A 24,800-nucleotide genomic window follows, 5' to 3' on the forward strand; every position below is an offset into this window, starting at 1 on the left:
CGTGCCCTGCCCGCCGCTTCTACTCCGTGAATAATCCTGTACGTTACAGTTCTTTTTCGGCTGGTAAGCTCCAGGCAAACCAGTATTTCTGCACCCAGTGAACGGCTTTGAACAGCACCATGCTGACCAGCGACAGGAACACCAGAGCCGCGAAGGCCTGCGGGATCTTAAAGTAAGAGGTGGAGAACTGAACAAAGTACCCCAGCCCTTTTTCCGCCGCGACAAACTCGGCGATCACCGCCCCTATCACCGCCAGCGTGATGGCGACCTTAATGCCACTGAACAAATGCGGAATGGCATAGGGCAAGCGGATCTGCCAGATAGTTTTGCGGGTCGGCACATTGAGCGATTTCGACAGTTCTACCAGCTCTGGCGGGGTGGCCAGCATCCCTGTGGTTGCCGACACCACCAGCGGAAAGAAAGTGATCAGACAGGTAATGGCCAGCCGCGGCGCATCCCCAGTCCCCAGAATCACAATCAGCAACGGCGCAATGGCCACCACAGGCGTCGACTGGATCACCACCAAGAGCGGAAACAGGGCTTTGGTCAGAAAAGGAGATCGCACCATCACAATCGCCAGCGGAATACTGATCAGCAGCGAAATCGCAAAACCCAGCAGTGCGACTCGCAGCGTGGCATAGAGGTTATCCAGCCAGCGATCCAGCGGCACCTCCAGAAATGCGGTCACGATGGCCGAAGGGGACGGTAATATGAATGAGGGGATCGCAAACACGCGGCACCCCAACTCCCACACAGGCAAAATGGCCAGCATCGCCAGCACCGGCAGGCTGCCTTTCAGCCCCTCAGATACAGCTGATTTCATCGTCTCTCCTCAGGCCACAGGCCGGATATGGGGGGCAGGTTCAGGCTCGGCATCCTTGTCCGTCACCGGTAACTCGGCCGGACGGTAAAAGTGTTCGCGGATCTTGCCGGTATAGCAGCCGAAAAGCGGGTGCTTGATGGAATCCAGAGTCCGGGGCCGGGGTAATTCAATGGGGATTTCTTCCAGCACGGTGCTTGGTCTGGGGCCCATCACCAACACCTTGTCTGCCAGCAGCACTGCCTCGGAAATCGAGTGGGTGATAAACAGCACGGTTTTCGGCTTTTCCGCCCACAGCCGCAGCAGCTCGAAGCCCATTTCTTCCCGGGTCAGGGCATCGAGTGCCGAGAAAGGTTCGTCCATGATCAGGATATCGGGATCGAGCAGCAATGCCCTGGCGATACCGACCCGCTGCTGCATACCGCCCGACAGCTGATCCGGCCGGCTGTCGGCAAAATCGGCCAGACCGACTTTCCTGAGCAGGCTGCGGGCAAATTTTCTGTCTTTATTCGAGACCCCGCCGTACTTGTGATAAATCGGAAATAAGGTGTTATCCAGCACATTTTTCCACGGCAACAAAGTGGGCTTCTGAAAGACGATGCCAATATCTTCTCTGGGCTCACGTACTTCCCGGCCGAAAATTTCCACCTGCCCTTCGGTCGGGTTCAGTAAACCGGACAATAAACGCAGTAAGGTCGACTTACCGCACCCCGACGGCCCGACAATCGCCACAAATTCGTGGCGGTTGATCTCAAAACTGACCTTATCCAGTACCTGAGTGGACTGCTGTCCTGAGCGATAGACATGGCTGATCTGACGAAATGACACAAAAGGATTCATGCTTATTCCTCCGGCATAAAATCACGGCTGATGGCGGATTCCGGATCAAAGCTGGCAGGCTCCAGCTGCTGGGCCTGCGCCGTCCACTGCCAGGTGGATGCCAGGCGTGCGGGGGTAAAATGGCCAATGCCATCCCGGTCACTGACATCGTTATAGACCAGACCCTGGATGGATTTGATGGTATCTGACGCCTGTTGCGGATCGACATCCGGCACCCTGGCATGCACAGCCGCTGCACTCTGTTCAGGATGTGACCAGGTATAGGCGACCGATTTGGCATAGGCGGCCACAAAGCGTTTGGCGACCTCCGGACGCGCTTTCAGAAACCGATCGCTGGCAATCACAGCCGTGGAATAAAATTCCAGACCGGCATCATGCCAGGGCAACACAGTCAGCTGCTTCCCCACCTCGGCCGCCTGGGCCTGATTTTTCACGGTGTCCGTGATCCAGGAGATCATGACCTCCGCCTTACCGGTGATAAGCATCGGATTGAGTGCGCCCGGATCGGCTTTCAGCACAGTCACACTGTCTTCGGCGATGCCGTTTTTACGCAGCAGCAAAGGCAGAAAAACATTGGCCGAGGTAAACGGTGAGGTGGCAATCGTGGTATTGGCCACGTCCCGCACCGACTTGATCTTGCTGTCGCTCAGCACATAAAAGGCATACGGGGCTTTACTGAATACCGAGTAAATCGCTTTGACCGGCACCTCATCGCTGGCTTTGGCGACCAGCAGAGAAACCAGATCAGACAGGCCGACATCGGCAGCACCTGTGGCCAGCTTGGTAATGGCATCGGTCGAGCCTTTCCCCTGCCGGATGCTGACCTCCAGTCCGGCTTCGGCAAAAAAGCCCTGTTCAACCCCGACATACACCGGCGCTTTATCGCCCCCGGGCAGCCAGTCGAGCTGAAACGTCACCTTGTCCATCACCTGATCGTTCGCCTGTTCATTTGCATCGCTGGCCTGGGCCGATACCAGCAGAATGGCAGCCAGACTCAACCGGCTTACTGTGTGTGAAGTAGTTGTCATTGCTTTCTCCGTGTCATCCATTGCACCTGGGAAAAGTAGCGATAACACAGCGTGTGGAGCCGCCCTGTGCATCGCACTCATTGAGCAATGTCCCGGGATCTTTCCCTAACCGCTTCTACTCAACACTGAACCTTGCTGCTGCCAGCCGTGCTGACAATCAACAACAGGGTTAAGGCAAACACCATGCCAGCCTGGTTGCAAAGCAAGACAGCACGGCAGACATTCCTTTATTTACGTAGCTTTAATGAAGATGACACCAGACAACCGCCGCGCCAGCAGCGCACAAATCCCCTGTAAATCAGCGCACTGCACTGGTGCAACTCCCCCATTCAATGCGTTGTGCTTGTGCATCAAATACTCAGCGGTGCCCTAACGCCAGCGCGCAGGGCGAGGCAGCGGTGCAAGTCTCTGGCTGGCGCAAGAATTGCTTTGGGATACAGACAGCGAACAGGCTCACGGGCGTTAAACCAACGCGCGAAGAACGAGCCAACGTACGAAGAACGAGAAAGCAATCAACGATCAACTCATACACCCAAGAGTAGAAGCGGTCAGGGAGGCTACCCGGGACATTGCTCAAACGAGGAAAGTGCACCGATGAACTATCTGATAAAAGGGGCTTCCGCCATTTTCTGCCATGATGCCGCGGCCAGCGATATTCGTATCCAGCAGGGCTACATCACTGAAATCGGCTGCCAGCTTGCCCAGTTGCCGGAAGAGACCTGCATTGATGCCCGCGACTGCGTGATTTATCCCGGGCTGGTCAACACCCATCACCACCTGGCGCAGTCGCTCCTCAAAGGTATCCCGGCCGGACTCAATCAACCGCTCGGTGACTGGCTGGCCAGTGTGCCTTACCGCTTCTGGCCGCACATCACGCCGGATATCATGTACGCCGCCGCCTGTCTGGGTTTCAGTGAACTGCTGCGCTCGGGCACCACAACCTGCGCCGATCACCATTATCTGTATCATGCGACGATCAGCCCGGAACTGGAAGCCGCGGTGTGGCAAGCCGCAGAGGATATGGGTATCCGGCTGGTACTTTGCCGGGGAGGCGCAACCCGCCAGGGCAGCCACAAAGGCATGCGCAGCAGCCCGGTTGAACCGGAATCCATCGCCCAGTGCCTGGCCCGGCTCGAACAGTCCCGCTCACGCTATCACCAGCCAGGCGGGGATGCGATGCGCAAACTGGTCGTCGCGCCGACCAGCCTGGTGCACTCATCTTCTCCGGCTGATTTACGGCTGCTGGCGGAGTTTGCCCGCAGTCATGGCCTGAAAATGCATTCGCACTTGCTGGAAGTCCGCTTTGATGAGATTCAGGCGCAACAGACCTACAAGATGAGCGCCGTGGAATATGCCGAAAGCTGCCACTGGCTGGGCGAGGATGTCTGGTTTGCCCATCTGGTGCAGGCCAATGCACGGGATATCGCGGCACTAGCTGCCAGCAAGACAGGTATAGCCCACTGTCCGACCTCCAATTGCCGTCTCGGCAGCGGCATTGCCCCTGTGATCCGCATGGCGCAGGCCGGCATGCCAATCAGCATAGGGGTCGACGGTTCAGCGTCTTCAGAATCCGGTTCGATGATCCAGGAACTCAACCTGACCTGGCTGCTGCACAGAGCCCAGCAGGGGGCTGATGCAACGAAGCTGGAAACCGTGCTCAAATGGGGCACGGAAGACGGAGCCAGACTGCTCGGACTGGATAAAGTCGGCAAACTGGCAGTTGGTTACGCAGCCGATCTGGTGCTCTACGATCTGCGGGCGCCCCGCTTCGCGGGCTGCCATACGCCGCGACTGGCTCCGATCCTGTGCGGCGAACCCGTCGATATCAAATATACCTTTGTGCAAGGCCGACCCGTGGTGAAAAACGGTGTGCCTCTGCTTGACCCGCAACGACTGGCCAGCCTGGCCAGAGAAGCGATCCAGGATCTGCTCAGGCGAGTCGCCTGAGCCGCCGTCGTCGTATCGTCGTATTCAGGCGGCAAAAAAACGCCCCGGTGCAAACCGGGGCGTTCAGAGAAAACAAATTGCAGCAGACGGTTTAAGCCGTCTGTGCTTTGGCCTCACAGATGTCCGCCCGGAAGAAACGGGTCACCACCAGGGCCAGCAAGGTCGGCGTTGTCCAGGCCATGCCGTAGTCAAACATCGGCAGGAAGCTCAGGAATGACATATCCAGACCGATCACTTTGCCCGCATCAATCATGCTGAAGATCAGCGAGACCAGCATCACCACACGGTAGGCCAGACGCGGATTTGGCAGCCAGCGGCGGACAAAGGTCAGGATCACCAGTGCCACAGCCACAGGGTACAGGGCAAACAGCACAGGTACCGACAGGCTGATTAGCTGATTCAGACCGACATTGGCCACCACACCACAAGTCACAGACAGGATCACGGCCCAGGTTTCATAAGACAAACGGGTCAGCGAGCTGAAATAATCCGAACAGGCACTGATCAGGCCAATCGCTGTGGTCAGGCAAGCCAGCATCACAATCGCCGACAGAATATACTGACCGACCGGACCAAACAGCGCCAGTACATAACCGGCCAGAATCGCACCGCCATTGGCCGCACCATCCGCAACAGCCGCACTGGTGGCACCCAGATAGAACAGGGAGATGTACACAAACGCCAGGCCCGCTGCCGCAATCACACCGGCCATCATCAGATACTTGCAGGTTGCTTTTTCATCCGTGATGCCTTTGTTACGGATCACATCCACAATCAGCATACCGAACATCAGCGCCGCAAAGGTATCCATGGTGTTATACCCTTCCAGGAAACCTTTGGTGAACGCCATGTTGACATAATCGCCCTGCGCGGCCTGAATCTCGCTTTGCGGGTTGAGGAATACCGCAACCGCCAGAATCGCCAGCACGGCAAACAGCGCCGGGGTGAGCAGCTTTCCGATAGAATCGATCAGCCGGCCGCGCGACCAGGCAAAGAACAGCGCCAGCCCGAAGAAAGCCACAGAGAAAATGGTCAGACTGGTTTGTCCACCATCGGCAATAAAAGGTTTGACCGCCATTTCGTAGGCCACAAGACCCGTACGAGGCGCAGCAAAAGCAGGGCCGATGATGATAAAGATAAGAACAGCCATCAGCGTTGCCAGCTGAGGCGGCAGATCCCGGGTCAGTCCTTTCCAGCCGCCACCGGCAACAGCCACGGCGATGATACCGATCAGCGGCAAGCCGACTGCCGTCGACAGGAAGCCAAACATCGCTGGCAGCAGGTTATCACCTGCGCTTAAACCGGCCTGGGGCGGGAAAATAATATTTCCGGCACCCAGGAAGAACGCAAAGGTCATAAAACCTATCGCAAAAATATCTGAAACCTTGAGTGTGTTATTCAAACTGCACCTTCCCACTCGTCTATTGTTATGTTGTGTTAGCATTCATGGCTCATGACTGAGATATATCACTATATCCAGACAAAGAGGCAGCATAATGAAGCAAAAGAATGTCAGTGACAACCTTGCAGCCAAAAACACCACTTTCTTCGGACTGTTAACCAAAAAACCAAAATAAACCACCAATTAGTGACCAGATGTAAGAATCAAACACCAAAACAAACATTGCTCACAAAACATCCAACACAGAACATTAAACCATCAGCTTGCCAAACTTTACAGTGTTTGGCCGCAATTCAACCATTGATAAGAATAACCGCTATAATAGCGGACTGATTTTACCCGGCTGTCTTTTCGGACATTCATTCGATGAATAAAGGTTTTACGTTTAAACAGTTTCATGTCGACGACCACGGATGTGGCATGCCCGTCAGCACAGATGGGGTGTTGTTAGGCGCATGGGCCAGCGTGTCAAGCTGCCGTGACAGTCAGACGGACAACAGTGGCCATACAATACTCGACATTGGCTGCGGCAGCGGTTTGCTGTCCTTAATGGCAGCGCAGCGCACGCAATCCGTCCCAGCGGATATTCTAGCGCTGGATATTGACCCGACCGCCGTGGCTGCGGCCGGCAAAAATTTCTCGGCCTCGCCCTGGTCTGCGCGATTGCAGGCCGAGCAGCAGGATATTCGCGAATGGAGCCGCGCTCAGCCCAAAGGCCGTTTACAAACCATTTTGTGTAATCCGCCCTATTTCAACCATGGTGAACAGGCCAGTTGTCAGCGCCGGGCCACTGCGCGTCACACCGACACTCTCTCCCACAGAGAACTGCTCAGCTGCATGCAAGACCTGCTGGCACCGACAGGACAGGCCAGCCTGATCCTGCCAGTCTACGAAGGTGAAGCCTTACTGGCGATGCTGGCTGAGGATGACTTACATTGCCGCCGGTTGTGCCGGGTGAAAAGCACCGCCACCAAACCGGTTCACCGCCTGCTGATTGCGCTTTCCCCTCAGGCCGGCGAGTGTGACGAAACATCGCTGACCGTCCATCAGCAAGGCCAGTACTCAGCAGAGTTTATTGCCCTGACACAAGACTTTTACCTTAAGCTCTGATCCTGTCAGCAGCCAGCACGGATAATCCAAGTTTTTGTGCTTTAATCGGTGATACTTGCATCAAATCACACTATAATGCCGCCCCTTAACTGAATCACAGCAGCAAACTGCCCATCGACATGCGACCCATACGGGCAGCCCGCTACTTAGGAGTAAGACTGGTGAGAGATTTTTCCGAATTAGAGTTAGATGGCGCTCTGCTACAAGCGATTGAAGATATGGGGTATTCCCGTCCAACCGTTGTGCAGTCTGAGGCTATCCCTCATGCCCTGGATGGCCGTGACGTACTGGCATCCGCACCAACGGGTACCGGAAAAACAGCCGCGTTTGTCTTGCCTATGATTCAGCACCTGCTTGATTTTCCGCGCCGCAAACCCGGCCCGGCCCGGGTACTGATTCTGACACCGACCCGTGAACTGGCGATTCAGGTCGCGGATCAGGCCAAAGCCCTGGCCGCCCACACTGATCTGAAAATTTTCACCATCACAGGCGGTATCTCCTATGACGAGCACGCTGAGTACCTGGGCAAAACCCAAGACATCGTGGTTGCCACACCGGGCCGTCTGATGGAATACATCGAAGGCGAGAAATTCGATTGCCGCGCCATCGAATGCCTGATCCTGGACGAAGCCGACCGCATGCTCGACATGGGCTTCGGGGCCGTTGTGAAACGCCTGCATGAAGAGTGCCGCTGGCGCCGTCAGAGCTTGTTGTTTTCTGCCACCCTGGAAGGCAAAGGGGTGCGTGAGTTCTCCCAGACCATTTTAAATGAGCCTGTCGAAGTGAACGCGGAACCGCCGCGTCGCGAGCGCAAAAAGATCCATCAGGTCTACCACCGCTGTGACGACATGGCGCACAAAATGGCGTTGCTGCAAAATATCCTCAGTGATCAGGCCGAGCGCAGTATCATTTTTGTCAAAACCCGCGAACGTCTGGCCGAGCTGCGCGATCAACTGGCGGCACTGAAAATCGCCTGCGTCTGGATCCAGGGTGAAATGGCGCAAGCCACCCGCAACAATGCCATCCGTCGTTTCCGCGAGGGGGAAACCAATATCCTGATCGCCACCGATGTCGCAGCGCGGGGGATTGACCTGCCGGATGTCAGCCACGTCATCAACTTTGACATGCCGCGTACAGCCGATGTGTACCTGCACCGGATTGGCCGAACGGCCCGCGCCGGCAAAAAAGGCACCGCCATCTCGCTGGTCGAAGCCCATGATCAAGGCATGATCGAGCGTGTCAGCCGTTATATGAAAGAAGAGATCCCCGAGCGCTATATTGAAGGCCTGCGCCCGAAACACAAAAAGCCGACGACCGTGAAGAAAAAGAAAGTCAAAGACGGTAAGAAGAAGGACACGAAAAAGAAAGACGCCAAGAAGAAAAAATCTGTCAAAAAGAAGGCAGTAACCAAGTAATCTTTGCCGTGACAACAGACGAAAACAAAAGGGCCGGATACAGTATCCGGCCCTTTTTTCTGTCAACGAGATAAAGCTCAGGCTTTATTGCTCTTCGCGCTTAAATACCAGCTCGGCGGCCGTCGATTCTTCCGGTGCGAAGTAATAGCCTGCCACGTCAAATTGTTTCAGCTGCTCGACTGACGTCAGGCGGTTATCAATGATGTAACGTGCCATCATGCCACGGGCTTTCTTGGCGTAGAAGCTGATCACCTTGTACTGACCGTTTTTGCAGTCTTTAAACACAGGGGTAATCACTTTGCCTTTGAGCGATTTCGGCTTCACGGCTTTGAAGTATTCATTGGAGGCCAGGTTAATCAGGATGTCATCGCCCTGTGCGGCAAGCGCGGCATTGAGTTTGTCAGTAATAATACTGCCCCAGAACTGATACAGGTTGCTACCGCGATCGTTGGCCAGCTTAGTGCCCATTTCAAGACGGTACGGCTGCATCAAATCCAGCGGCCGTAACAAACCATACAAACCGGACAGCATACGCAGGTGCTGCTGGGCAAAAGTGAAGTCATCCTCGCTCAGGCTCTCGGCTTCCAGGCCGGTATACACATCCCCTTTGAAGGCCAGAATCGCCTGACGCGCGTTTTCCGGCGTAAAATCCGGCTGCCAGTCTGCAAAACGGGCGGCATTGAGCCCGGCGATTTTATCGCTCACCTTCATCAGGCTCGCAATGTCCATCGGCGTCAGTTGGCGGCACACCTCAATCAGCGCCATTGAGTGATCGGTCAGCTCAGGCAAAGTGTAAGTCTTTGTGGCCAGAGGAGATTCATAATCCAGGGTTTTAGCAGGGGAAACCACTATCAGCATGTTTTGATGTCCTGTAAGCGTGTCTGTCGGCAAGATTACCATTTCGGCATCAAAAAACCACGCACAACGCGCGTGGTTGTCGCTTTCTTTGCCATAGGAGCCGCCTATCGTTCAGAACGACTGGTCCAGATATCCTCATCCAGCTGCGCGTGCAATTCCGGGTACTGGGCGCTGTCAAACGTTGGCACCTTCCCCTGGGCCAATTGCGCGTTATAGTCTTTCGCCAGTTTCACCACAGTGCCTGAGAGCAGTAAAATAGCGATCAGGTTGATAATAGCCATCATCCCCATAGAAACATCCGCCATCGCCCATACCGTCGGTAATTCGGCCAGTGCACCGAACATCACCATGCCCAGTACCACAGCGCGAAAAATCAGCAACCCGGCTTTGTGGTTGTGTTCGAGAAAAATCAGGTTGGTTTCTGCATACGAGTAATTGGCCACCAACGAGGTAAAGGCAAACAGAAAGATGGCAATGGCGATGAAGATCCCACCCCAGTCCCCCACCTGGGAGGCCAGCGCTCGCTGTGTCAGTTCTATCCCGGTCACTTCGCCATGCGGCACATATTCACCTGAAACCAGAATAATGGCGACGGTGGCCGAACAGATCACAATCGTATCGGTAAAGACCCCCAGCATCTGTACATAACCTTGTGATGCCGGATGCGGCGGGTACGGCGTGGCTGATGCCGCTGCATTGGGCGCCGATCCCATGCCCGCTTCGTTCGAAAACAGCCCGCGCTTGAGGCCATTGATCATGCCCTGAGCGATGGTATAGCCCAGAGCACCGGAGGCCGCCTCTTCCAGACCAAAGGCACTGCGGAAAATCAGGGCGATCACCGAAGGGACCTGCTCGATATTCATCGCCACCACCACCAGCGCCAGCAGCAGATAACAAATCGCCATCACGGGCACCAGAATTTCTGCGGTGCGGGCAATGGTTCGCATACCACCGAAGATAATAAAGCCGGTCAGCGCCACCAGCACCATGCCGACCACCACAGGTTGCCAGCCAAAGGCCACATTCATGGCTTTAGCAATGGAGTTCGCCTGAACCGCATTGAATACCAGACCGAAGGCTATGATCAGAAAGATGGAGAACACCACCCCCATCCAGCGCATGCCCAGCCCTTTTTCCATGTAGTACGCCGGACCGCCCCGGTAATTGCCGTCATCATCCCGGGTCTTGTATAGCTGGGCCAGCGCACTTTCCGCAAAGGCCGTCGCCATGCCTAACATGGCAATCAGCCACATCCAGAATATTGCGCCCGGCCCGCCTAAGGTGAGTGCCACGGCGACCCCGGCCATGTTGCCGGTCCCAACCCGGGCAGCCAGACTGGTGCACAATGCCTGAAAAGAAGAGATGCCGGCAGCATCCGACTTGCGGCTGTTTTTCATCACTTGAAACATATGGACAAAATGCCGGAACTGAATAAAACCCAGCAAGTAGGTAAAATAGATCCCTACCCCGACCAGCAGGTAAATCAATACAGATCCCCACAGCAGATCATTGAGGAAATTTATCTGACTTGTCACACCAACCCCTTCCCTTGCTCAAAGGTATATTTGCCCGGCACGCCTTTGCTGTGCCGCTTCATTCAACTGTAATTCATCTGTCAGCACAGGCTGATAAAAAGCCAGTAAAACATTTGCATTGCCGGATATGACCGGTTTGCTGATCTCAGACCGTTTTGGTTCCCGGCTGCCGAAAACCTGAGCGATGATGCGGAGTTAGTCGCAAAAAATCAACGCACACTGAGCAGAATTGAGCACTGCATTACTTTCTAACCCACTGGACAAACCATTGAGTTCAATGATTCAGTTTGAACTAATTTCACAAATAAATAACAAATGCGAAATAGTTCAATTTTATTCTATGCCGTATTGTGATATTTAACTGATGATCGAGGGGGCAAGATGCCCCCGCTCTGAGCAATACTCAGGATGGTAGAGAGGTGCAAAATGGATAGCTTTGGATTTGACAACATGCTTGAAAGCGATTTTCCTCGTCGCAATGCACGCAGTAAACCTGTTAAGCGCAAATGGCGGGAAATTGAAGCACTCAAAGATAAGCAAAAACTGAAAAAGGAACTTCAGGACATTGATATCTTACATGAGTTTACCGATGAGGTAGATTTGTAATCTGGGTTTTGCACGACCATGACTAGGTTAAGGCTAGTCTCAAACGACCAACACCGGCTCTGCAGCCGGTGCTGTTTTTTAGTGACCCGGCAGATATTAATGCTCAGGCTCAAGCCGGTTTGCCAACTCCCGGTACTGAGCAGAAACCTCTTTGCCGAATAAAGGATCACACAGGCAGTCCTGATATTCTTCATCAACGGCTGCCCAGTCCTGGTCGGTAAAATGCCGGCGAATCACAGGGAACACCCTCTTCTCTTCGGTTTCCAGGTGCTGGCGCTGACGCTCCACAAAGGCATTCAGTTTTTCCGCAAAGACATCCAGCGGAATCACGGCATCCATCAGGATCATATCGACGGTTTCGGCAAACTCTGCGGTCAGTTTGGCCAGCTCTATATGTTCCGCCTCCAGATCCAAAATGTCCTGCTCCTCACCATAGTGTTTGAGGTAGTAATGGTAGATGACATCTTCTTTCGGGTGGTGGCAGTGCTCGGCCTGGTTTTGCAGATAGGTCACTATGTCGCGAATCAGCTGATAATTCACTTCGTGCCCCTCTCTGATCCCTTTTAATTTTGTCCCTAACAACTTAAGCAACCGGTTGATATAACCATGTTCGGTGTGAATACTGTCCAATAGCATTTCGACCTCCCGGACATTAACATCCCAGCTATAAGTGTAAACCGGGATCACGAATTCTGTTTGATCCAGGTTAAGTTGCCTTACATTTGTTCGGGAAGTTGCCAGTTAATCTCACTTTTACGGCTTTGTCGCAACCACTTGTTTGCTTGCGAAAAATGGCGGCAGCCAAAAAGCCCCGGTAAGCAGACAAGGGTGACGGATGCGCCGCCTCCAGCACCCAGTGTCTGTCCCTGTCGATATGTTTCCCTTTCTTCTGGGCATGTGCTCCCCACAGCAGAAACACCAGGCCTTCTCTGTGCTGATTCAAACTGGCAATAACGCTGTCGGTAAACGTTTCCCAGCCAAATTTACTGTGCGAATGCGCTTTGCCTTGCTCAACCGTCAGCACAGTATTGAGCAGAAGCACGCCCTGCTCAGCCCAGGGCTGTAAGCAGCCATGGCCGGGAATGCTAAATCCGTCGATATCAGTCGCCAGCTCTTTATACATATTGGCGAGAGACGGGGGAATTTTGACCCCGGGTTGCACGGAGAAACTCAGCCCGTGCGCCTGATCAGGGCCGTGATATGGGTCCTGGCCCAGAATAACGACCTTAACCTGATCGAAAGGAGTAGCATCAAAAGCGCGGAATACATCAGCTGCCGCAGGATAGATCACTTTGCCAGCCTGCCTTTCTGCGGCAACCTGTGCCTCAGCCTGCTGAAAGTAAGCTTGCTGCCGTTCCTGTTCCAGCAACTGTTTCCAGTCGAAAAGCGTTGAAGATGGGGACTCTGAAACAGACATGTCGGCTCCTGCTGGGAAAATGAAGGTAAGCCGACATTCTGCCTGTCTGATCAGGGCATCGCAATGAAAACAGCGATCACTTGGGTCGGGACACAGGACCAACAGGGGTACGCCAGTGGCCGCGTCCCTGAATGGGACGGTTGGCCTGAGGAAGGCGTGAGCCGCTTACTGAGTTCATTTCGGGGGCTGGCATCGCACTCGCTTTCATAGGGTATTTCCTCATAATCGAAGGTTCAGTCTATTCAATGAAAGATCAATGCCAACTTTGTCAGTTTGTTCACTGGGCTTGTCTCACAGTGATTTAGCGGCATCTGTAGTCCTCAGGCGACCAAAGCAGCAATCTGCTTTATCGCTGATGCGCCAGTTGAGCGCATTTTTGCGCACAATTTGTGCAGCGTCACGCAACCGGCAGTAAGGGCGCTTCGTTGATGCAGATCAAGGGGCCTGATAGCCAACGCGGTAGGATGCAGATTCAATAACAACGCCTGGCCACCTTGTCAGGCTCGCCATTCTGCTCATTCTGAACACAACCAAGGAGCTGCCATGATCACCGGCATTCAAATTACCCAAGCGGCCAATCCTCAACTGCTCAATTCCATCTGGCTGCTGGACGCTGCCAAGGGCACAGCCCGTTGCCTGTGCGCTATTGACGGCTTTGCGCAAGATCAGGATATCGCCCAGTCTGAACTGGGTCAGTTTGAGTATCGCGAACTGCCTGTTGAACAGGCGCCGCGTATTGAAGGCGGCCAGCATCTCAACGTCAATGTGCTCAAACGCGAAACTCTGGAAGACGCTGTGGCGCATCCGGAGCGATATCCTCAGCTGACCATTCGGGTGTCTGGCTACGCGGTACGCTTCAACTCGCTGACGCCAGAGCAGCAGCGAGATGTCATCGCCCGGACCTTCACCGACACTTTGTAAGGGCTTGCTATACAAAAACGCCGCAACCCATTGGGCTGCGGCGTTTTTTCGTCTGGCATTCACTGAAATCAGGCTTTTTTCACAAACTCAGACTTCAGCATCATGGCACCAATGCCATCAATCTTACAATCGATGTTGTGGTCACCGTCCACCAGGCGATTGATTTTCACTTTCGTCCCCACTTTGGCGACAGACGACGACCCTTTAACCTTAAGATCTTTGATTAAGGTAACGAAATCGCCGTCCTGCAACACAGTGCCGTTCGCATCTTTCACAATCAGTGCATCCGGATCTTCTTTCACTTCACCCTGGATCCACTCATGGCCACACTCCGGGCAGATCAACAGGTTGCTGTCTTCATAAACATAAGACGAATTGCATTCCGGGCAAGGAGGTAAGGTATCGCTCATACGCTGCTATCTCTCATTGAAAAAGTCGTCACTTAAAGATATTCGCCCTGCACTGACTTGCCAATGCCGGACGGGATGCAAACATTATAATGTAATTATCATTAAATTATCACCTCGACGTTCCATTCATCATAAGGCCCCGCTATCAAAGACAGCGGGGCCTTAAAAATAACAGCTTATACCGGCTCAGGAGCACAGCCAGACACCATTACTTCACTTGAGGGTTCTTCGTGGCGTCATCATCGAGATAACTGATGTCATGTTTTTCCAGATATTCACGGATCAACTGACGGACCACCTGGGAGGGGGTCAGATCCTGGGAAGCGCACAGCTTTTCAAAAGCCTGCTTTTTGCGGGGATCCATCAATACAGTAAAACGGGCAGTCTTGCTTTCCACACTCAGCTACTCTCGGTCGGACATGATAATCAAATTATAATCTTAACCGGGTGATGAATATACCCAAACGACTTGATGATGCAGATAGGCGACAAGTGAGTGAATCCCATGAGCATCGCTGAATTATGCGATGGGCCGGGCTGGCGTTCCAGTGAATGAACGCAGTCAACACCGCTGTAACGTCAAGCAGGACGGGACACACAGACAAAAAGAGCCACCATAACGGTGGCTCAATCAGAGTCTGGCTCGCAGAAAGTTATCAGTCCTGAACGGCTTGCAGCACAGCTTTTAACTGAGCAAAATCATTGTCGCGCTCCACCGACAGCAGCTCCATCGCGCCATGCTTAGCAAGTGGCGCCGGCAAATCTATCTCTTTTTGCAGGATCTCTTCCACCACTTCTTTGAACTTAGCCGGATGCGCCGTACACAGGAACAGGCCGGTCTCGCCGTCTTGCAGTTGCTCATTGAGTATGCGGTAGGCAATGGCACCGTGCGGTTCACACAAGTAGCCTGCCGCATCCATCTGACGCAGGGTTTCGGCACTCTGCTCATCAGTCACTGCACCATAACCCAGCTCGCTCAGACCCCAGCCTTGTTTCTGGCACAGCTCTTCGATGCGGGGCCAGTTGTTGGGCTGGCTGACATCCATGGCATTGGAAATGGTCGGCACTGTGGCTTTCGGCTCCCACTGACCGCTTTGCAGATAGCGCGGCACGGTGTCGTTGACATTGGTGGCGGCAATAAAGCGCTTCACCGGCAGACCCAGCGCTTTGGCCAGCAGACCTGCGGTGAGGTTACCGAAGTTACCGCTTGGCACCGACACCACCAGGTTGCCGCGAGCAGCTTTCGGCAACTGCGCCACCGCTTCGAAGTAATAACAGATCTGCGCCATCAGACGGCTGATGTTGATGGAATTGGCTGAGTTCAGGCCCACTTCCTGGCGCAGCTCGGCGTCATCAAAGGCCTGCTTGACCAGCGACTGGCAATCATCAAAGGTGCCGTTCACCGCCACGGTGTGGATATTGCCGCCCAGCGTACAGAACAGCTTTTCCTGCAGCGGGCTGATCTTGCCTTTCGGATACAGGAGCACCACTTTGATATTGTCCATCCCGTAGAAGGCGTGCGCCACAGCGGCACCGGTATCGCCTGAGGTAGCGGTCAGAATGGTAATCTTACCGTTCGAGTCAGACACAGCCGCCAGCGACTGGGCCATAAAACGGCCACCGAAATCTTTAAAGGCCAGGGTCGGACCGTGGAAGAGTTCCAGCGCATACACGCCATCTTTCACCTGAGCCACCGGGGCCGGGAACTGGAAAGCGTTACTTACCATTTGCTGAACGGTGTCCGCGCCCAGCTCATCGCCGATAAAAGCAGACAGGATACGGCTGCTGCGGGTGACGAAATCCTGCGCCAGCAACGCATCGATGTCGCCTAAATCCGGCAATTGTTCAGGAAAAAACAGGCCCTGATTACGGCCCAGCCCCTGGCGGACCGCCTGAGAAAAAGACACTTCTTCCTGATGATCTTTCAAGTTATACAACTTCATGATTAATACTCACTTCCTATTTCTGTTGAACCCTGGCTGTCGAGACGACAGACATGGACGAATCCTTCATCATTCTGGACATAATGCTGTTGCAGCCAGCGGGCAATGCGCTCTGCGACCTCCAGATCATCACAGATACTGAACATGGTCGGGCCTGAACCTGAAATACCACTGGCTAACGCGCCGGCTTCCAAGGCGTACTGGCGCGCTTCCTTAAAGCCCGGCAGCAAGCCTTCGCGGTAGGGTTCTGCCACCACGTCTTTGATCATTTTGGCGGCCAGCTGCGGCTGCTGGCTGTGGCAGGCATGGATAAAACCGCCCAGATAACGGCCATGGGCAATGATATCCTGCCGACGGTACTGCGCCGGCAAAATAGCGCGGGCCTCAGCGGTCGAGACTTTGATGCCAGGATACGCCATCACCCAGTACCAATTATCGAAGCTCGGTACTGACTGGCTGATGATCCCCAGCTCTTCGACCATGAATTGCAGCCCGCCAAGATAGCAGGGCGCCACGTTATCGTAATGCACACCGCCTGAAATCTGGCCTTCCATTTCCCCCATCAGCGCCAGCAGTTCTGTCTCTGTCAGCGGGTTATCATGAAAGCGGTTCAGGGCATCCAGGGCGGCCACAATGGAACAGGCACTGGAACCCAGGCCGGAGCCAATGGGCATATTCTTCACCAGTGTCATCGACACAGGCTTCAGGCTGACGTTTTTCTTATCCAGTTCGCGGGCAAACACCTGCCAGCAGTGATAAACGATGTTCTCCTGCGGCTCAGCCGGCAACTTGGCGACAAAGTCCCCTTCACATCGCAGTGAAAAGGGCGCTGTGCCGGCGGCCACTGTCACTTTATCCCCCAGCAGGGTGCCATCAACGGGCGACACGGCCGCCCCGAGAACATCAAAACCGACACTGACATTTCCAATGGATGCCGGTGCGTAAACAGTCACACTCATGATTAGACTCCCAGTTTCCAGCCGACGGTACGCATCAGATCTGCGAAAACCCCTGCCGCTGTGACCTCGGTACCGGCGCCGTATCCGCGCAGGACCAGAGGAATGGGTTGATAGTAACGGCTGTAGAAAGCCAGGGCATTCTCGCCGTCCTTGATCTTAAACATCGGATCATCGGGATCAACGGCCGCCACTTTGACGCTGCACTGACCTTGGTCGATTTCTCCTATATAGCGCAGGACTTTGCCTTCTGCGGCCGCTTTGGCTGACCATTCACTGAAGTAAGCATCGGCCTGCGGCAGACGCTGCATGAAGGCCTCGACATCGCCACTTTGATCAAAGCCCGGCGGCAAGGCCGGCTCGACCACCACATCGCTCAGTTCAAGGGCATAACCGGCTTCACGGGCCAGAATCAAGAGTTTGCGCGCCACATCCATGCCGGACAGATCATCACGGGGATCCGGCTCAGTGAAACCGTTATTGCGGGCCACGGTCGTTGCTTCACTCAGACTCATGCCTTCGTCCAGCTTCCCGAAGATGAAAGACAGCGAACCAGACAGAATCCCGGCGAAACGCTCCAGCTCATCACCGGCAGCCATCAGGTTCTGCAGGTTTTCAATGACTGGCAGACCGGCACCAACAGTGGTGTCATACATAAAACGGCGGCGGGTCACGCGCGCGGCCTGACGCAGCTGGTGATAATAAGCCATGCTGGCGGTATTGGCTTTCTTGTTCGGGGTGATCACATGGAAACCGGCTGCCAGGAAGTCGACGTACTGCTCGGCAATGCCTTCATCAGACGTACAATCGATAATCACAGGGTTGATGATATGGTGACGCTGCACCAGCTGAATCAGACTGGCCAGATTAAAGCCCTCTGCCGCCTGACCCATCGCATCACGCCAGTTTTCCAGCGGCAGGCCATTATTGTCTAGCAGCATACCTTTGCTGTTCGACAAGCCGCAAACACGGATCACAATCCCTTTTTGCGCCAGTTTCTCCTGCTGACGCTGGATCTGATCCACCAGCTCACCACCGACACCACCGACACCAACCACAAACACATCCAGGAAGTGCTTACTGTTGAACAGGTTCTCATGACAGGCTTTCACCGCTTCCGAGACCTTGTTGGCCGGGATCACAGCGGAAATTGCCCTTTCAGAAGACCCCTGAGCAATTGCAATAATATTGACATTCACTTCAGCCAGCGAAGTGAAGAACTGAGACGCCACACCACGGGAGGTGCGCATGCCATCCCCGACCAGGGTCACGATGGCTGAATCGTCAATGAATTCTACCGGCTCCAGCAGCCCTTCTTTCAGCTCCAGCTCAAAATTATTACGCAGCGCCTGCTCTGCCACTTGCTGATCATCACTTTCGATACAAAAACTGATGCTGTATTCAGATGAAGACTGAGTGATCAGAACAATTGAGACGCCTGACGCCGACATCGCCCCGAAAACGCGGGCCGCCATGCCAACCATGCCTTTCATACCCGGACCGGACACATTCACCATGGTCAGGTTTTTGAGCGTGGTAATACCTTTGATTGCCAGCTTGTCTTCACCCGTATCCTGGCCGATCAGAGTACCGGCCCCTTGCGGGTTAAAACTGTTTTTGATCAGGCAGGGAATGTGAAATTGTGCGATGGGGGCAATGGTTTTGGGATGCAGTACAGAGGCGCCGAAGTAAGACAGCTCCATCGCTTCCTGGTAACTGAGCGATTTCAGCAAACGGGCATCAGGCACCAGACGCGGATCGCAGTTATACACGCCATCGACATCGGTCCAGATTTCACAGCACTCGGCTCGCAGACAGGCGGCCAGTACAGCGGCTGAGTAATCCGAACCGTTGCGGCCCAGAATCACCAGCTCCCCTTTCTCATTGCCGGCCGTAAACCCGGGCATAATATGGATGTGCCCTTCAGCCAGCGGATGACGACGGAAGTTGTCGGTTGAGACTTCAATATCAACATGCCCTTCCAGGTAATCACCATGCGCCACCAGAGAAGCAACCGGATCAATCAGATCGGCTTTGTGTCCTTTGGCTTCCAGCACCGATTTCATCGCCACGATCGACAGGCGCTCGCCTTTACTGATGACACGGGCGTAAACATTATCCGGGCACTGTCCCAGCAACTTCATCCCGTGGACCAGTTGCTTCAGTTGTCCCAGCGAGCTGGCGAGCTTGGCATCCACAGCTGAACGATCAAATGCAGGTAAATGCTGCGCAATCCCCTCAAACAGGCTGTTAAAGGTGTTTTCCAGATCAGTGAGCTGCAGTTCAGCATCGCCTGTCGCAACTGTGGTATCAATCACTGACACCAGTTTGTTGGTCACTTTGCCTGGTGCTGACAGCACCACTGAAACTTCACCCTGATGGGCATTACTGGCGATGATGTCCGCCGCCCTGAGAAACCGGTCGGCATCCGCTAAAGATGAACCGCCAAACTTAAGCACTCGCATTCCCTACTCCACTTCCGTTAATTTTGACTTGTCGGCAACTACTTCCTGGCTGTTATTGTGTGTGGCCAGTGAATCTTGCCATTGCATCTGAAAAATCATGGTGAAAAAAAGCCCGCACTGTGAGGTGCGGGCTTTTTTTGAAATCTTGCGCGTATCAGCCCGCCCCAACACTGTTTGTGCCGGTAATAATAATGGTGGTGGTGCCGATAAGGTTCAGTGCCATGCTTTTATATGATTGCTAATGTTGTGTGCGTGTTGTTTACGTTTACCTGATCCCCAGGTATGAGTCAACACTGACTAGTGATTTATTTCTTACTTTCCCAGAATACAGTTTTTGTCTCTGCCAATTCATTATTCCCGCCAAGAATAGATTCGTCGCATAAAATTAGAGGAAATCGCATTTCTGCAATTGCAGTTAACTCATTGACATAGCATAGTAACTCGTAAGGATGATTTGCCTCCTCAAGCAAGACCTGAAGCAACTTATCCGTTCAAGCCCAACAATGTTCTGGTTCAGGACAGTCAACGCACCCTCAGAACCAGAGAGATCACTCACAGGCCATGCAGGAAGACAGCCTGGAGGATAACAATGATTACAATAATATTTCGGAGGGATCCGGCATGACAGCGGCGATGGAACAGCTTGTTGCACATACCATACTCCAAGGCTTTGATGCCATGTACGGCCGGTTTCTGGATGTCACCGCCGGTGCGCAGGACAGGTTTGAAAATCAGGACTGGATGTCAGTCCATCAGGCTCTGAAACAGCGGATCAGCTTTTACGACCATCATGTCGAACTGGTCAGCCGCCAGATCCAGATTATGCTCGGCAGGCAATACGCGAACCGCGAGTTTCTGACCGCCGTCAAATCCTCCTATGAAGATCTGCTGCTGGATTACCCTCGCTATGATATTGCGGAAAGCTTCTTTAATTCCGTCTATTGCCGAATTTTCGAGCATCGCGATATCAACCGCGACAAACTGTTTGTGCACAGCTCTCAGGCCGGGCGCATCGCGCCTTATCCAACGGCTTTAACCCGGTTGTACCAGTCTGAAAACGGGCCGCACTATCTGTTTGAACGCATGATGGATGAAACCCCCTTCACCCTGAGCTGGGAAGACAAAAACCGGGATATTGCTCTGATCGTCGCCAGACTCGAGGATGAGTTTGGCACCACAGCGATGCAAAAAGCCCGGCTTGAGCTGATCAAAGAACCCTTTTACCGCAATAAAGCCGCTTATCTGATTGGCCGGCTGTTGCTGGAAGACAACACCCAGATCCCGCTGGTGTTGCCTGTGCTGACCACTGAAAACCGCCAACTGTACGTCGATGCCTGCCTGTGCCATGTCGATGATGTCAGTATCGTCTTCGGTTTTGCGCGCTCCTACTTCATGGTGTACGCCCCCGCTCCCGCCGCACTGGTCCGTTTCCTCAGTGAGCTGTTACCTAACAAAACCCATGCCGAACTCTACACCGCCATCGGTTGCCAGAAGCACGGCAAAACAGAGCTGTACCGGGAGTTTCTCCATCACCTGGAACACTCCGACGACAAGTTCGATCTGGCGCCGGGGATTAAAGGCATGGTGATGAGCGTCTTTACGCTGCCATCCTACGGGTTTGTGTTTAAAGTGATCAAAGACAAGTTTGCCCCTCAGAAAGAGATGAACCGGGCCACGGTCAAAGAGAAATACCAGCTGGTGAAGGAACATGACAGGGTCGGCCGGATGGCTGATACCCAGGAGTACCGCAACTTCAGTTTTGACCGCAGCCGGTTCAGCGATACTTTATTAGAGGAGCTCAGGCGTGAAGCGCCGTCGAGCCTTATCGTGACGGACAAGGAAATCATGATAAAGCACCTCTACATTGAACGCCGGATGATCCCTTTCAACCTGTATATTGAACAAGCCAGTGATGACGATCTGCGCCACGCCGTGGATGAATACGGCAAAGCCATCAAACAACTGGCAGCCGCCAACATCTTCCCGGGTGACATGCTGTTCAAAAACTTCGGGGTGACGCGCCATAAACGCGTGGTCTTCTATGACTATGATGAAATCAGCTACATGACCGAAATTAATTTCCGCCGTATTCCGCCGCCCCGGTTCCCGGAAGATGAACTGTCAGCCGAACCCTGGTACAGCGTGGGCACCAATGATGTTTTCCCTGAAGAATTCCGGACTTTCCTGCTGATCAATCCCAAAGTGCGACAACTGTTCGATGAGCTGCACAGCGATCTGTTTGATCCCGGCTACTGGCAGCACTTACAGTCCAACATTGAACAAGGGCGGTTTGAAGATGTCTTTCCGTACAAAGAAAAACACCGGTTGATGAGAGCACAAAATCACTCGTAAGTTGATCTTTGCCGCAATCTGAGATGTAAATCAGTGCGGTGCGACGAAATACGCACTTTGTGAAATATTTCTGGCCTAGGATTAATTGTCATACAAAGGAAACTGCACTCACAGGGATGGCTGAGGATGAAACACTGCTGCTTATTGCTCTTATTCTGTCTGGCCTGGCCAGCGCTGGCCACCGAGCCGGCAACTGAGCCTGTTTCAGCGTCAGCAATGGCAGGATGGTTTCTGAATTCTCAGTCACGCAGTGCCGAGCAATTCGATCTCTGGCAGATAGACAGCGGTTATGCCTATGCCCTGACCCAGTCCACCCAGCTGTATGTCAGTACCCGCCTTAAAAGCGGTAACCAGCAGCAGGCCGCAACACGCGGCTTGTTATCGGGCGTAAAGTACAACTTCAGCCCCAAAATCAGCCTGCGCAGTGCGGTGACGTCTGAGCGGGTGGAAGAAAACACCCGGCTGGGGGTCGAACTCAGCAGTCAATACGAGCTGAATGAGAAGGTCAACCTGCATGCCACCATGGATTATGAAGCGTTAGAGCAGGTGTATCAGCTCGGTATTGGCTTTCGGTTTTAGGCCAACTGAACGCCGACCTCAGAGCACGGACAAATCCAGCGGCTCTTTACTCAGCAAGATACCATTGGGATCCGCGTACAATATATCTCCGGGGTAAACCAGCGTATGGGCGACGGTCAGGGTGACATTTCTGTCGCCGGTCTGGCGCTTCTCGGTTTTAAACGGACATGTCGCGATGGCTTTCACCCCCAGCGCCATCTCGCTCAGTGCAACAACATCACGCACTGCGCCGTTCACCACGATGCCTTCCCATTGATTCTTGATCGCGAGCAAAGCCAGCTGATCACCCAACAAGGCTTTGTTTAACGATCCATGACCATCGATTACCAGCACCTTGCCGGTGCCGTCTTCATTGAGAATATCCCTCACCAGGCTGTTATCTTCAAAGCAGCGCAGTGTGACTACCTCGCCATAGAACACAGATTTCCCACCAAAATCGCGATGTGCCAGCGGCAACCAACGTACTTCATCCTCGTAGTGATCACACAAATCCGGCAGTAGATCTTTCATCGTAGAACTCCTTACTCTAATCCTTGAATATGAAGGTAAGCGGGCCATTTCCCGAGCGCAGTCTGAGAAAAACCCTGATTTTTGAGCATCACGGGCACCAGGTACAACTGCTGCTGTGATACCCAGTAAATGGCATTTTGCCGCCACTTCGCCGCCAGCGCACAGGCCTGACTTAACCCGGCACACACCGCCAGACTCGGCTCATGCCAGCGCCCGTCCGGCGCACTGCAATCAAGCCTCAGGTAAGCATATCCCAAAGCGGACAGTTCAGCTTCCAGACGCCGCTGCCGCTGACGATTTTCCTTACAACTGAGCACAATACTTTCAGGGTTAAAAGCGGTTAAAATAGCGAAGTTTGCGTAGTCAGGTGTTGCAGACGCACGAAAAATGATCTGCTGATAGCTGAGCCATGTTGCATGCCTGTCCTGCAACCGGTCATCATCAGCGTGACGGTCATCTTCCGACATGTGTCTGATCTCCCTGCCTGGTCAGCCCATAAGACTGTTATCTTTAACAGCCTTATTTCATTGATGAAACAACAAATTGTTTGAGCTATAACAATAAGATAGTGTTTCCGATACGCTAGTATGGCACGGTAAAATCGAAAAAACTGAGCGCAATACAATAAAATCATATTGTTAGTACGCTGTTAAATGCATACAATCGTCTGCATCCAAGGGAAATTGTAGCCAGTCCCGCAAGTTCGGGTTTTTCAGCAAGTTGTCCGTTGGGCCGCTGAAAAATGAGGATGGCGTACCAGCAGGTAGTTGAAAAGACGGGTGCAAACCGCAGCTGTTCTGTTACTTTGCCTGTAAGCGAATTATTTTTATAGAATTGAAATATTCTCTGTTAGACCAGATTCCGTTTTGAGTAATTAGGTACTGCCAATGCAAACCCCTCACATTCTAATTGTAGAAGACGAGCACGTAACCCGTAACACCCTGAAAAGCATCTTTGAAGCAGAAGGGTATACGGTTTTAGAAGCCAGTGATGGTGCAGAAATGCACAAGATGCTGTCTGAACATCATGTTCACCTTGTGATCATGGATATCAATCTGCCAGGTAAAAACGGTCTGCTGCTGGCGCGTGAATTGCGTGAGCAAGGCGATATGGCGCTGATGTTCCTGACCGGACGTGACAACGAAGTGGATAAAATCCTTGGGCTGGAAATTGGTGCTGATGATTACATCACTAAACCTTTCAATCCGCGAGAGCTGACCATTCGTGCACGCAACCTGCTCACGCGTGCAATGAGCCAGGGTCTGGCCTCAGAAGATCGCCGCCTGGTTGAACGCTATGAGTTCAACGGCTGGTCTCTGGAGCTGAACAGCCGTTCTCTGGTGAGCCCGAGCGGTGATCAATTCAAGCTGCCGCGCTCTGAATTCCGTGCCCTGCTGCATTTCTGCGAAAACCCGGGCAAGATCCAGACCCGTGCTGAGCTGCTGAAAAAAATGACCGGCCGTGATTTGAAGCCGCATGACCGCACCGTTGACGTGACTATCCGCCGTATTCGTAAGCATTTTGAATCAGTGTCCGACACCCCGGAAATCATCGCCACGATCCATGGTGAAGGCTACCGTTTCTGCGGTGATATCGAAGAAAACTAAGACCAGACACTCACTTGTCCGGAATACAAAAAAGCGTCGCGATTGCGACGCTTTTTTTCATGGTTTGCTCTCAGCCTGT

At 53.4% G+C, this 24,800-nt stretch carries 22 protein-coding genes, 1 pseudogene and 1 other annotated feature; of the genes and pseudogenes, 8 read left to right on the plus strand and 15 right to left on the minus strand.

Translation table 11 applies throughout. From position 1 onward, the window contains the following. Positions 1–43: 43 nt before the first annotated feature. From P4S53_RS21455 to P4S53_RS21465, 3 genes are read right to left on the minus strand one after another with little or no spacing between them, the layout of a single operon-like run. Positions 44–823: an ABC transporter permease gene (locus tag P4S53_RS21455; RefSeq protein ID WP_337114289.1), complete on the minus strand. Its 780-nt coding sequence runs from the start codon at positions 821–823 to the stop codon at positions 44–46. Positions 824–832: 9 nt separating this feature from the next. Further along, entirely contained in the window at positions 833–1,660 is an 828-nt protein-coding gene (locus P4S53_RS21460) for an ABC transporter ATP-binding protein (RefSeq protein ID WP_337114290.1), read from the minus strand. A 2-nt stretch (positions 1,661–1,662) separates the two neighbouring features. Next, the gene (locus P4S53_RS21465; protein WP_337114291.1) at positions 1,663–2,688 is read right to left on the minus strand and encodes an ABC transporter substrate-binding protein; all 1,026 of its coding nucleotides are present in this window, start codon (positions 2,686–2,688) and stop codon (positions 1,663–1,665) included. Positions 2,689–3,282: 594 nt separating this feature from the next. Between P4S53_RS21465 and P4S53_RS21470 the strand changes: the two genes are divergently transcribed. Further along, positions 3,283–4,635 (plus strand): amidohydrolase family protein, encoded by a 1,353-nt coding sequence (locus P4S53_RS21470; RefSeq protein WP_337114292.1) that lies wholly within the window; start codon positions 3,283–3,285, stop codon positions 4,633–4,635. 91 nt (positions 4,636–4,726) lie between these two features. Here the strand turns inward: P4S53_RS21470 and brnQ are convergent, their stop codons facing one another. Next, positions 4,727–6,037 carry a branched-chain amino acid transport system II carrier protein gene (gene brnQ / locus P4S53_RS21475; protein WP_337114293.1) on the minus strand — a complete coding sequence of 437 codons (1,311 nt, stop codon included), beginning with the start codon at positions 6,035–6,037 and terminating at the stop codon, positions 4,727–4,729. A gap of 366 nt (positions 6,038–6,403) precedes the next feature. On the opposite strand from brnQ, the gene P4S53_RS21480 reads away from it, so the two are divergent. Together P4S53_RS21480 and srmB are read left to right on the plus strand one after the other, a co-directional pair. Then, a complete protein-coding gene (locus P4S53_RS21480; RefSeq protein ID WP_337114294.1) occupies positions 6,404–7,147 on the plus strand; it encodes a tRNA1(Val) (adenine(37)-N6)-methyltransferase in 744 nt (247 codons plus the stop codon). 161 nt (positions 7,148–7,308) lie between these two features. After that, positions 7,309–8,562 (plus strand): ATP-dependent RNA helicase SrmB, encoded by a 1,254-nt coding sequence (gene srmB / locus P4S53_RS21485; RefSeq protein WP_337114295.1) that lies wholly within the window; start codon positions 7,309–7,311, stop codon positions 8,560–8,562. A gap of 84 nt (positions 8,563–8,646) precedes the next feature. On the opposite strand, the gene yaaA is transcribed toward srmB, so the two are convergent. Both yaaA and P4S53_RS21495 read right to left on the minus strand, forming a co-directional pair. After that, positions 8,647–9,420, minus strand: coding sequence for a peroxide stress protein YaaA (gene yaaA / locus P4S53_RS21490; protein ID WP_337114296.1), 774 nt, complete (start codon positions 9,418–9,420; stop codon positions 8,647–8,649). A gap of 104 nt (positions 9,421–9,524) precedes the next feature. Next, the gene (locus P4S53_RS21495) at positions 9,525–10,955 is read right to left on the minus strand and encodes an alanine/glycine:cation symporter family protein (protein WP_337114297.1); all 1,431 of its coding nucleotides are present in this window, start codon (positions 10,953–10,955) and stop codon (positions 9,525–9,527) included. Positions 10,956–11,381: 426 nt separating this feature from the next. Between P4S53_RS21495 and P4S53_RS21500 the strand changes: the two genes are divergently transcribed. Continuing rightward, positions 11,382–11,561, plus strand: a complete 180-nt coding sequence (locus tag P4S53_RS21500; protein ID WP_027253123.1) for a DUF3545 family protein — start codon at positions 11,382–11,384, stop codon at positions 11,559–11,561. 96 nt (positions 11,562–11,657) lie between these two features. On the opposite strand, the gene P4S53_RS21505 is transcribed toward P4S53_RS21500, so the two are convergent. Both P4S53_RS21505 and ung read right to left on the minus strand, forming a co-directional pair. Beyond that, positions 11,658–12,197, minus strand: a complete 540-nt coding sequence (locus tag P4S53_RS21505; protein WP_337114298.1) for a hemerythrin domain-containing protein — start codon at positions 12,195–12,197, stop codon at positions 11,658–11,660. Between the two features lie 80 nt (positions 12,198–12,277). After that, a pseudogene (ung, locus tag P4S53_RS21510) lies at positions 12,278–12,978 on the minus strand (uracil-DNA glycosylase). 543 nt (positions 12,979–13,521) lie between these two features. On the opposite strand from ung, the gene grcA reads away from it, so the two are divergent. Then, positions 13,522–13,899 (plus strand): autonomous glycyl radical cofactor GrcA, encoded by a 378-nt coding sequence (gene grcA / locus P4S53_RS21515; protein ID WP_337114299.1) that lies wholly within the window; start codon positions 13,522–13,524, stop codon positions 13,897–13,899. A gap of 68 nt (positions 13,900–13,967) precedes the next feature. Here grcA and P4S53_RS21520 read toward each other — a convergent pair whose 3' ends face one another. The 5 genes from P4S53_RS21520 to thrA form a co-directional block, all read right to left on the minus strand. After that, positions 13,968–14,309, minus strand: a complete 342-nt coding sequence (locus P4S53_RS21520; RefSeq protein WP_337114300.1) for a zinc ribbon domain-containing protein YjdM — start codon at positions 14,307–14,309, stop codon at positions 13,968–13,970. 208 nt (positions 14,310–14,517) lie between these two features. After that, positions 14,518–14,706, minus strand: a complete 189-nt coding sequence (locus P4S53_RS21525) for a CopG family transcriptional regulator (protein ID WP_027253128.1) — start codon at positions 14,704–14,706, stop codon at positions 14,518–14,520. 259 nt (positions 14,707–14,965) lie between these two features. After that, the gene (thrC, locus tag P4S53_RS21530) at positions 14,966–16,252 is read right to left on the minus strand and encodes a threonine synthase (RefSeq protein WP_337114301.1); all 1,287 of its coding nucleotides are present in this window, start codon (positions 16,250–16,252) and stop codon (positions 14,966–14,968) included. A gap of 2 nt (positions 16,253–16,254) precedes the next feature. Continuing rightward, positions 16,255–17,211 (minus strand): homoserine kinase, encoded by a 957-nt coding sequence (gene thrB, locus P4S53_RS21535; protein WP_337114302.1) that lies wholly within the window; start codon positions 17,209–17,211, stop codon positions 16,255–16,257. A gap of 2 nt (positions 17,212–17,213) precedes the next feature. Continuing rightward, positions 17,214–19,673: a bifunctional aspartate kinase/homoserine dehydrogenase I gene (gene thrA, locus P4S53_RS21540; RefSeq protein ID WP_337114303.1), complete on the minus strand. Its 2,460-nt coding sequence runs from the start codon at positions 19,671–19,673 to the stop codon at positions 17,214–17,216. 101 nt (positions 19,674–19,774) lie between these two features. Next, positions 19,775–19,889 (minus strand) — a sequence feature (Thr leader region). Positions 19,890–20,294: 405 nt separating this feature from the next. Between thrA and aceK the strand changes: the two genes are divergently transcribed. Then, positions 20,295–22,025: a bifunctional isocitrate dehydrogenase kinase/phosphatase gene (gene aceK / locus P4S53_RS21545; RefSeq protein WP_337114304.1), complete on the plus strand. Its 1,731-nt coding sequence runs from the start codon at positions 20,295–20,297 to the stop codon at positions 22,023–22,025. Between the two features lie 126 nt (positions 22,026–22,151). Beyond that, positions 22,152–22,604: a hypothetical protein gene (locus P4S53_RS21550; RefSeq protein WP_337114305.1), complete on the plus strand. Its 453-nt coding sequence runs from the start codon at positions 22,152–22,154 to the stop codon at positions 22,602–22,604. Between the two features lie 18 nt (positions 22,605–22,622). On the opposite strand, the gene P4S53_RS21555 is transcribed toward P4S53_RS21550, so the two are convergent. After that, complete coding sequence (locus P4S53_RS21555; protein WP_337114306.1) at positions 22,623–23,114, minus strand: putative 4-hydroxy-4-methyl-2-oxoglutarate aldolase; 492 nt, start codon at positions 23,112–23,114, stop codon at positions 22,623–22,625. 11 nt (positions 23,115–23,125) lie between these two features. Continuing rightward, a complete protein-coding gene (locus P4S53_RS21560; protein ID WP_337114307.1) occupies positions 23,126–23,581 on the minus strand; it encodes a DUF3293 domain-containing protein in 456 nt (151 codons plus the stop codon). A gap of 420 nt (positions 23,582–24,001) precedes the next feature. Here P4S53_RS21560 and arcA point away from each other — a divergent pair, with 420 nt between their 5' ends. Further along, entirely contained in the window at positions 24,002–24,721 is a 720-nt protein-coding gene (gene arcA, locus P4S53_RS21565) for a two-component system response regulator ArcA (RefSeq protein ID WP_337114308.1), read from the plus strand. Positions 24,722–24,800: the final 79 nt, after the last annotated feature.

Origin of the sequence: Photobacterium sp. Hal280, from assembly GCF_037162255.1 — a bacterium.
Lineage (GTDB): Bacteria > Pseudomonadota > Gammaproteobacteria > Enterobacterales > Vibrionaceae > Photobacterium.

What these genes read in the sequence shown, in the direction of transcription:
- P4S53_RS21470 (WP_337114292.1), top strand. Translation starts at nt 3,283, where the DNA reads ATGAACTATCTGATAAAAGGGGCTTCCGCCATTTTCTGCCATGATGCC.
- P4S53_RS21455 (WP_337114289.1), bottom strand. Translation starts at nt 823, where the DNA reads ATGAAATCAGCTGTATCTGAGGGGCTGAAAGGCAGCCTGCCGGTGCTG.
- aceK (WP_337114304.1), top strand. Translation starts at nt 20,295, where the DNA reads ATGACAGCGGCGATGGAACAGCTTGTTGCACATACCATACTCCAAGGC.
- P4S53_RS21465 (WP_337114291.1), bottom strand. Translation starts at nt 2,688, where the DNA reads ATGACAACTACTTCACACACAGTAAGCCGGTTGAGTCTGGCTGCCATT.
- P4S53_RS21560 (WP_337114307.1), bottom strand. Translation starts at nt 23,581, where the DNA reads ATGTCGGAAGATGACCGTCACGCTGATGATGACCGGTTGCAGGACAGG.
- P4S53_RS21480 (WP_337114294.1), top strand. Translation starts at nt 6,404, where the DNA reads ATGAATAAAGGTTTTACGTTTAAACAGTTTCATGTCGACGACCACGGA.
- grcA (WP_337114299.1), top strand. Translation starts at nt 13,522, where the DNA reads ATGATCACCGGCATTCAAATTACCCAAGCGGCCAATCCTCAACTGCTC.
- yaaA (WP_337114296.1), bottom strand. Translation starts at nt 9,420, where the DNA reads ATGCTGATAGTGGTTTCCCCTGCTAAAACCCTGGATTATGAATCTCCT.
- thrA (WP_337114303.1), bottom strand. Translation starts at nt 19,673, where the DNA reads ATGCGAGTGCTTAAGTTTGGCGGTTCATCTTTAGCGGATGCCGACCGG.
- P4S53_RS21550 (WP_337114305.1), top strand. Translation starts at nt 22,152, where the DNA reads ATGAAACACTGCTGCTTATTGCTCTTATTCTGTCTGGCCTGGCCAGCG.
- P4S53_RS21505 (WP_337114298.1), bottom strand. Translation starts at nt 12,197, where the DNA reads ATGCTATTGGACAGTATTCACACCGAACATGGTTATATCAACCGGTTG.
- arcA (WP_337114308.1), top strand. Translation starts at nt 24,002, where the DNA reads ATGCAAACCCCTCACATTCTAATTGTAGAAGACGAGCACGTAACCCGT.
- P4S53_RS21460 (WP_337114290.1), bottom strand. Translation starts at nt 1,660, where the DNA reads ATGAATCCTTTTGTGTCATTTCGTCAGATCAGCCATGTCTATCGCTCA.
- thrC (WP_337114301.1), bottom strand. Translation starts at nt 16,252, where the DNA reads ATGAAGTTGTATAACTTGAAAGATCATCAGGAAGAAGTGTCTTTTTCT.
- thrB (WP_337114302.1), bottom strand. Translation starts at nt 17,211, where the DNA reads ATGAGTGTGACTGTTTACGCACCGGCATCCATTGGAAATGTCAGTGTC.
- P4S53_RS21555 (WP_337114306.1), bottom strand. Translation starts at nt 23,114, where the DNA reads ATGAAAGATCTACTGCCGGATTTGTGTGATCACTACGAGGATGAAGTA.
- P4S53_RS21520 (WP_337114300.1), bottom strand. Translation starts at nt 14,309, where the DNA reads ATGAGCGATACCTTACCTCCTTGCCCGGAATGCAATTCGTCTTATGTT.
- P4S53_RS21500 (WP_027253123.1), top strand. Translation starts at nt 11,382, where the DNA reads ATGGATAGCTTTGGATTTGACAACATGCTTGAAAGCGATTTTCCTCGT.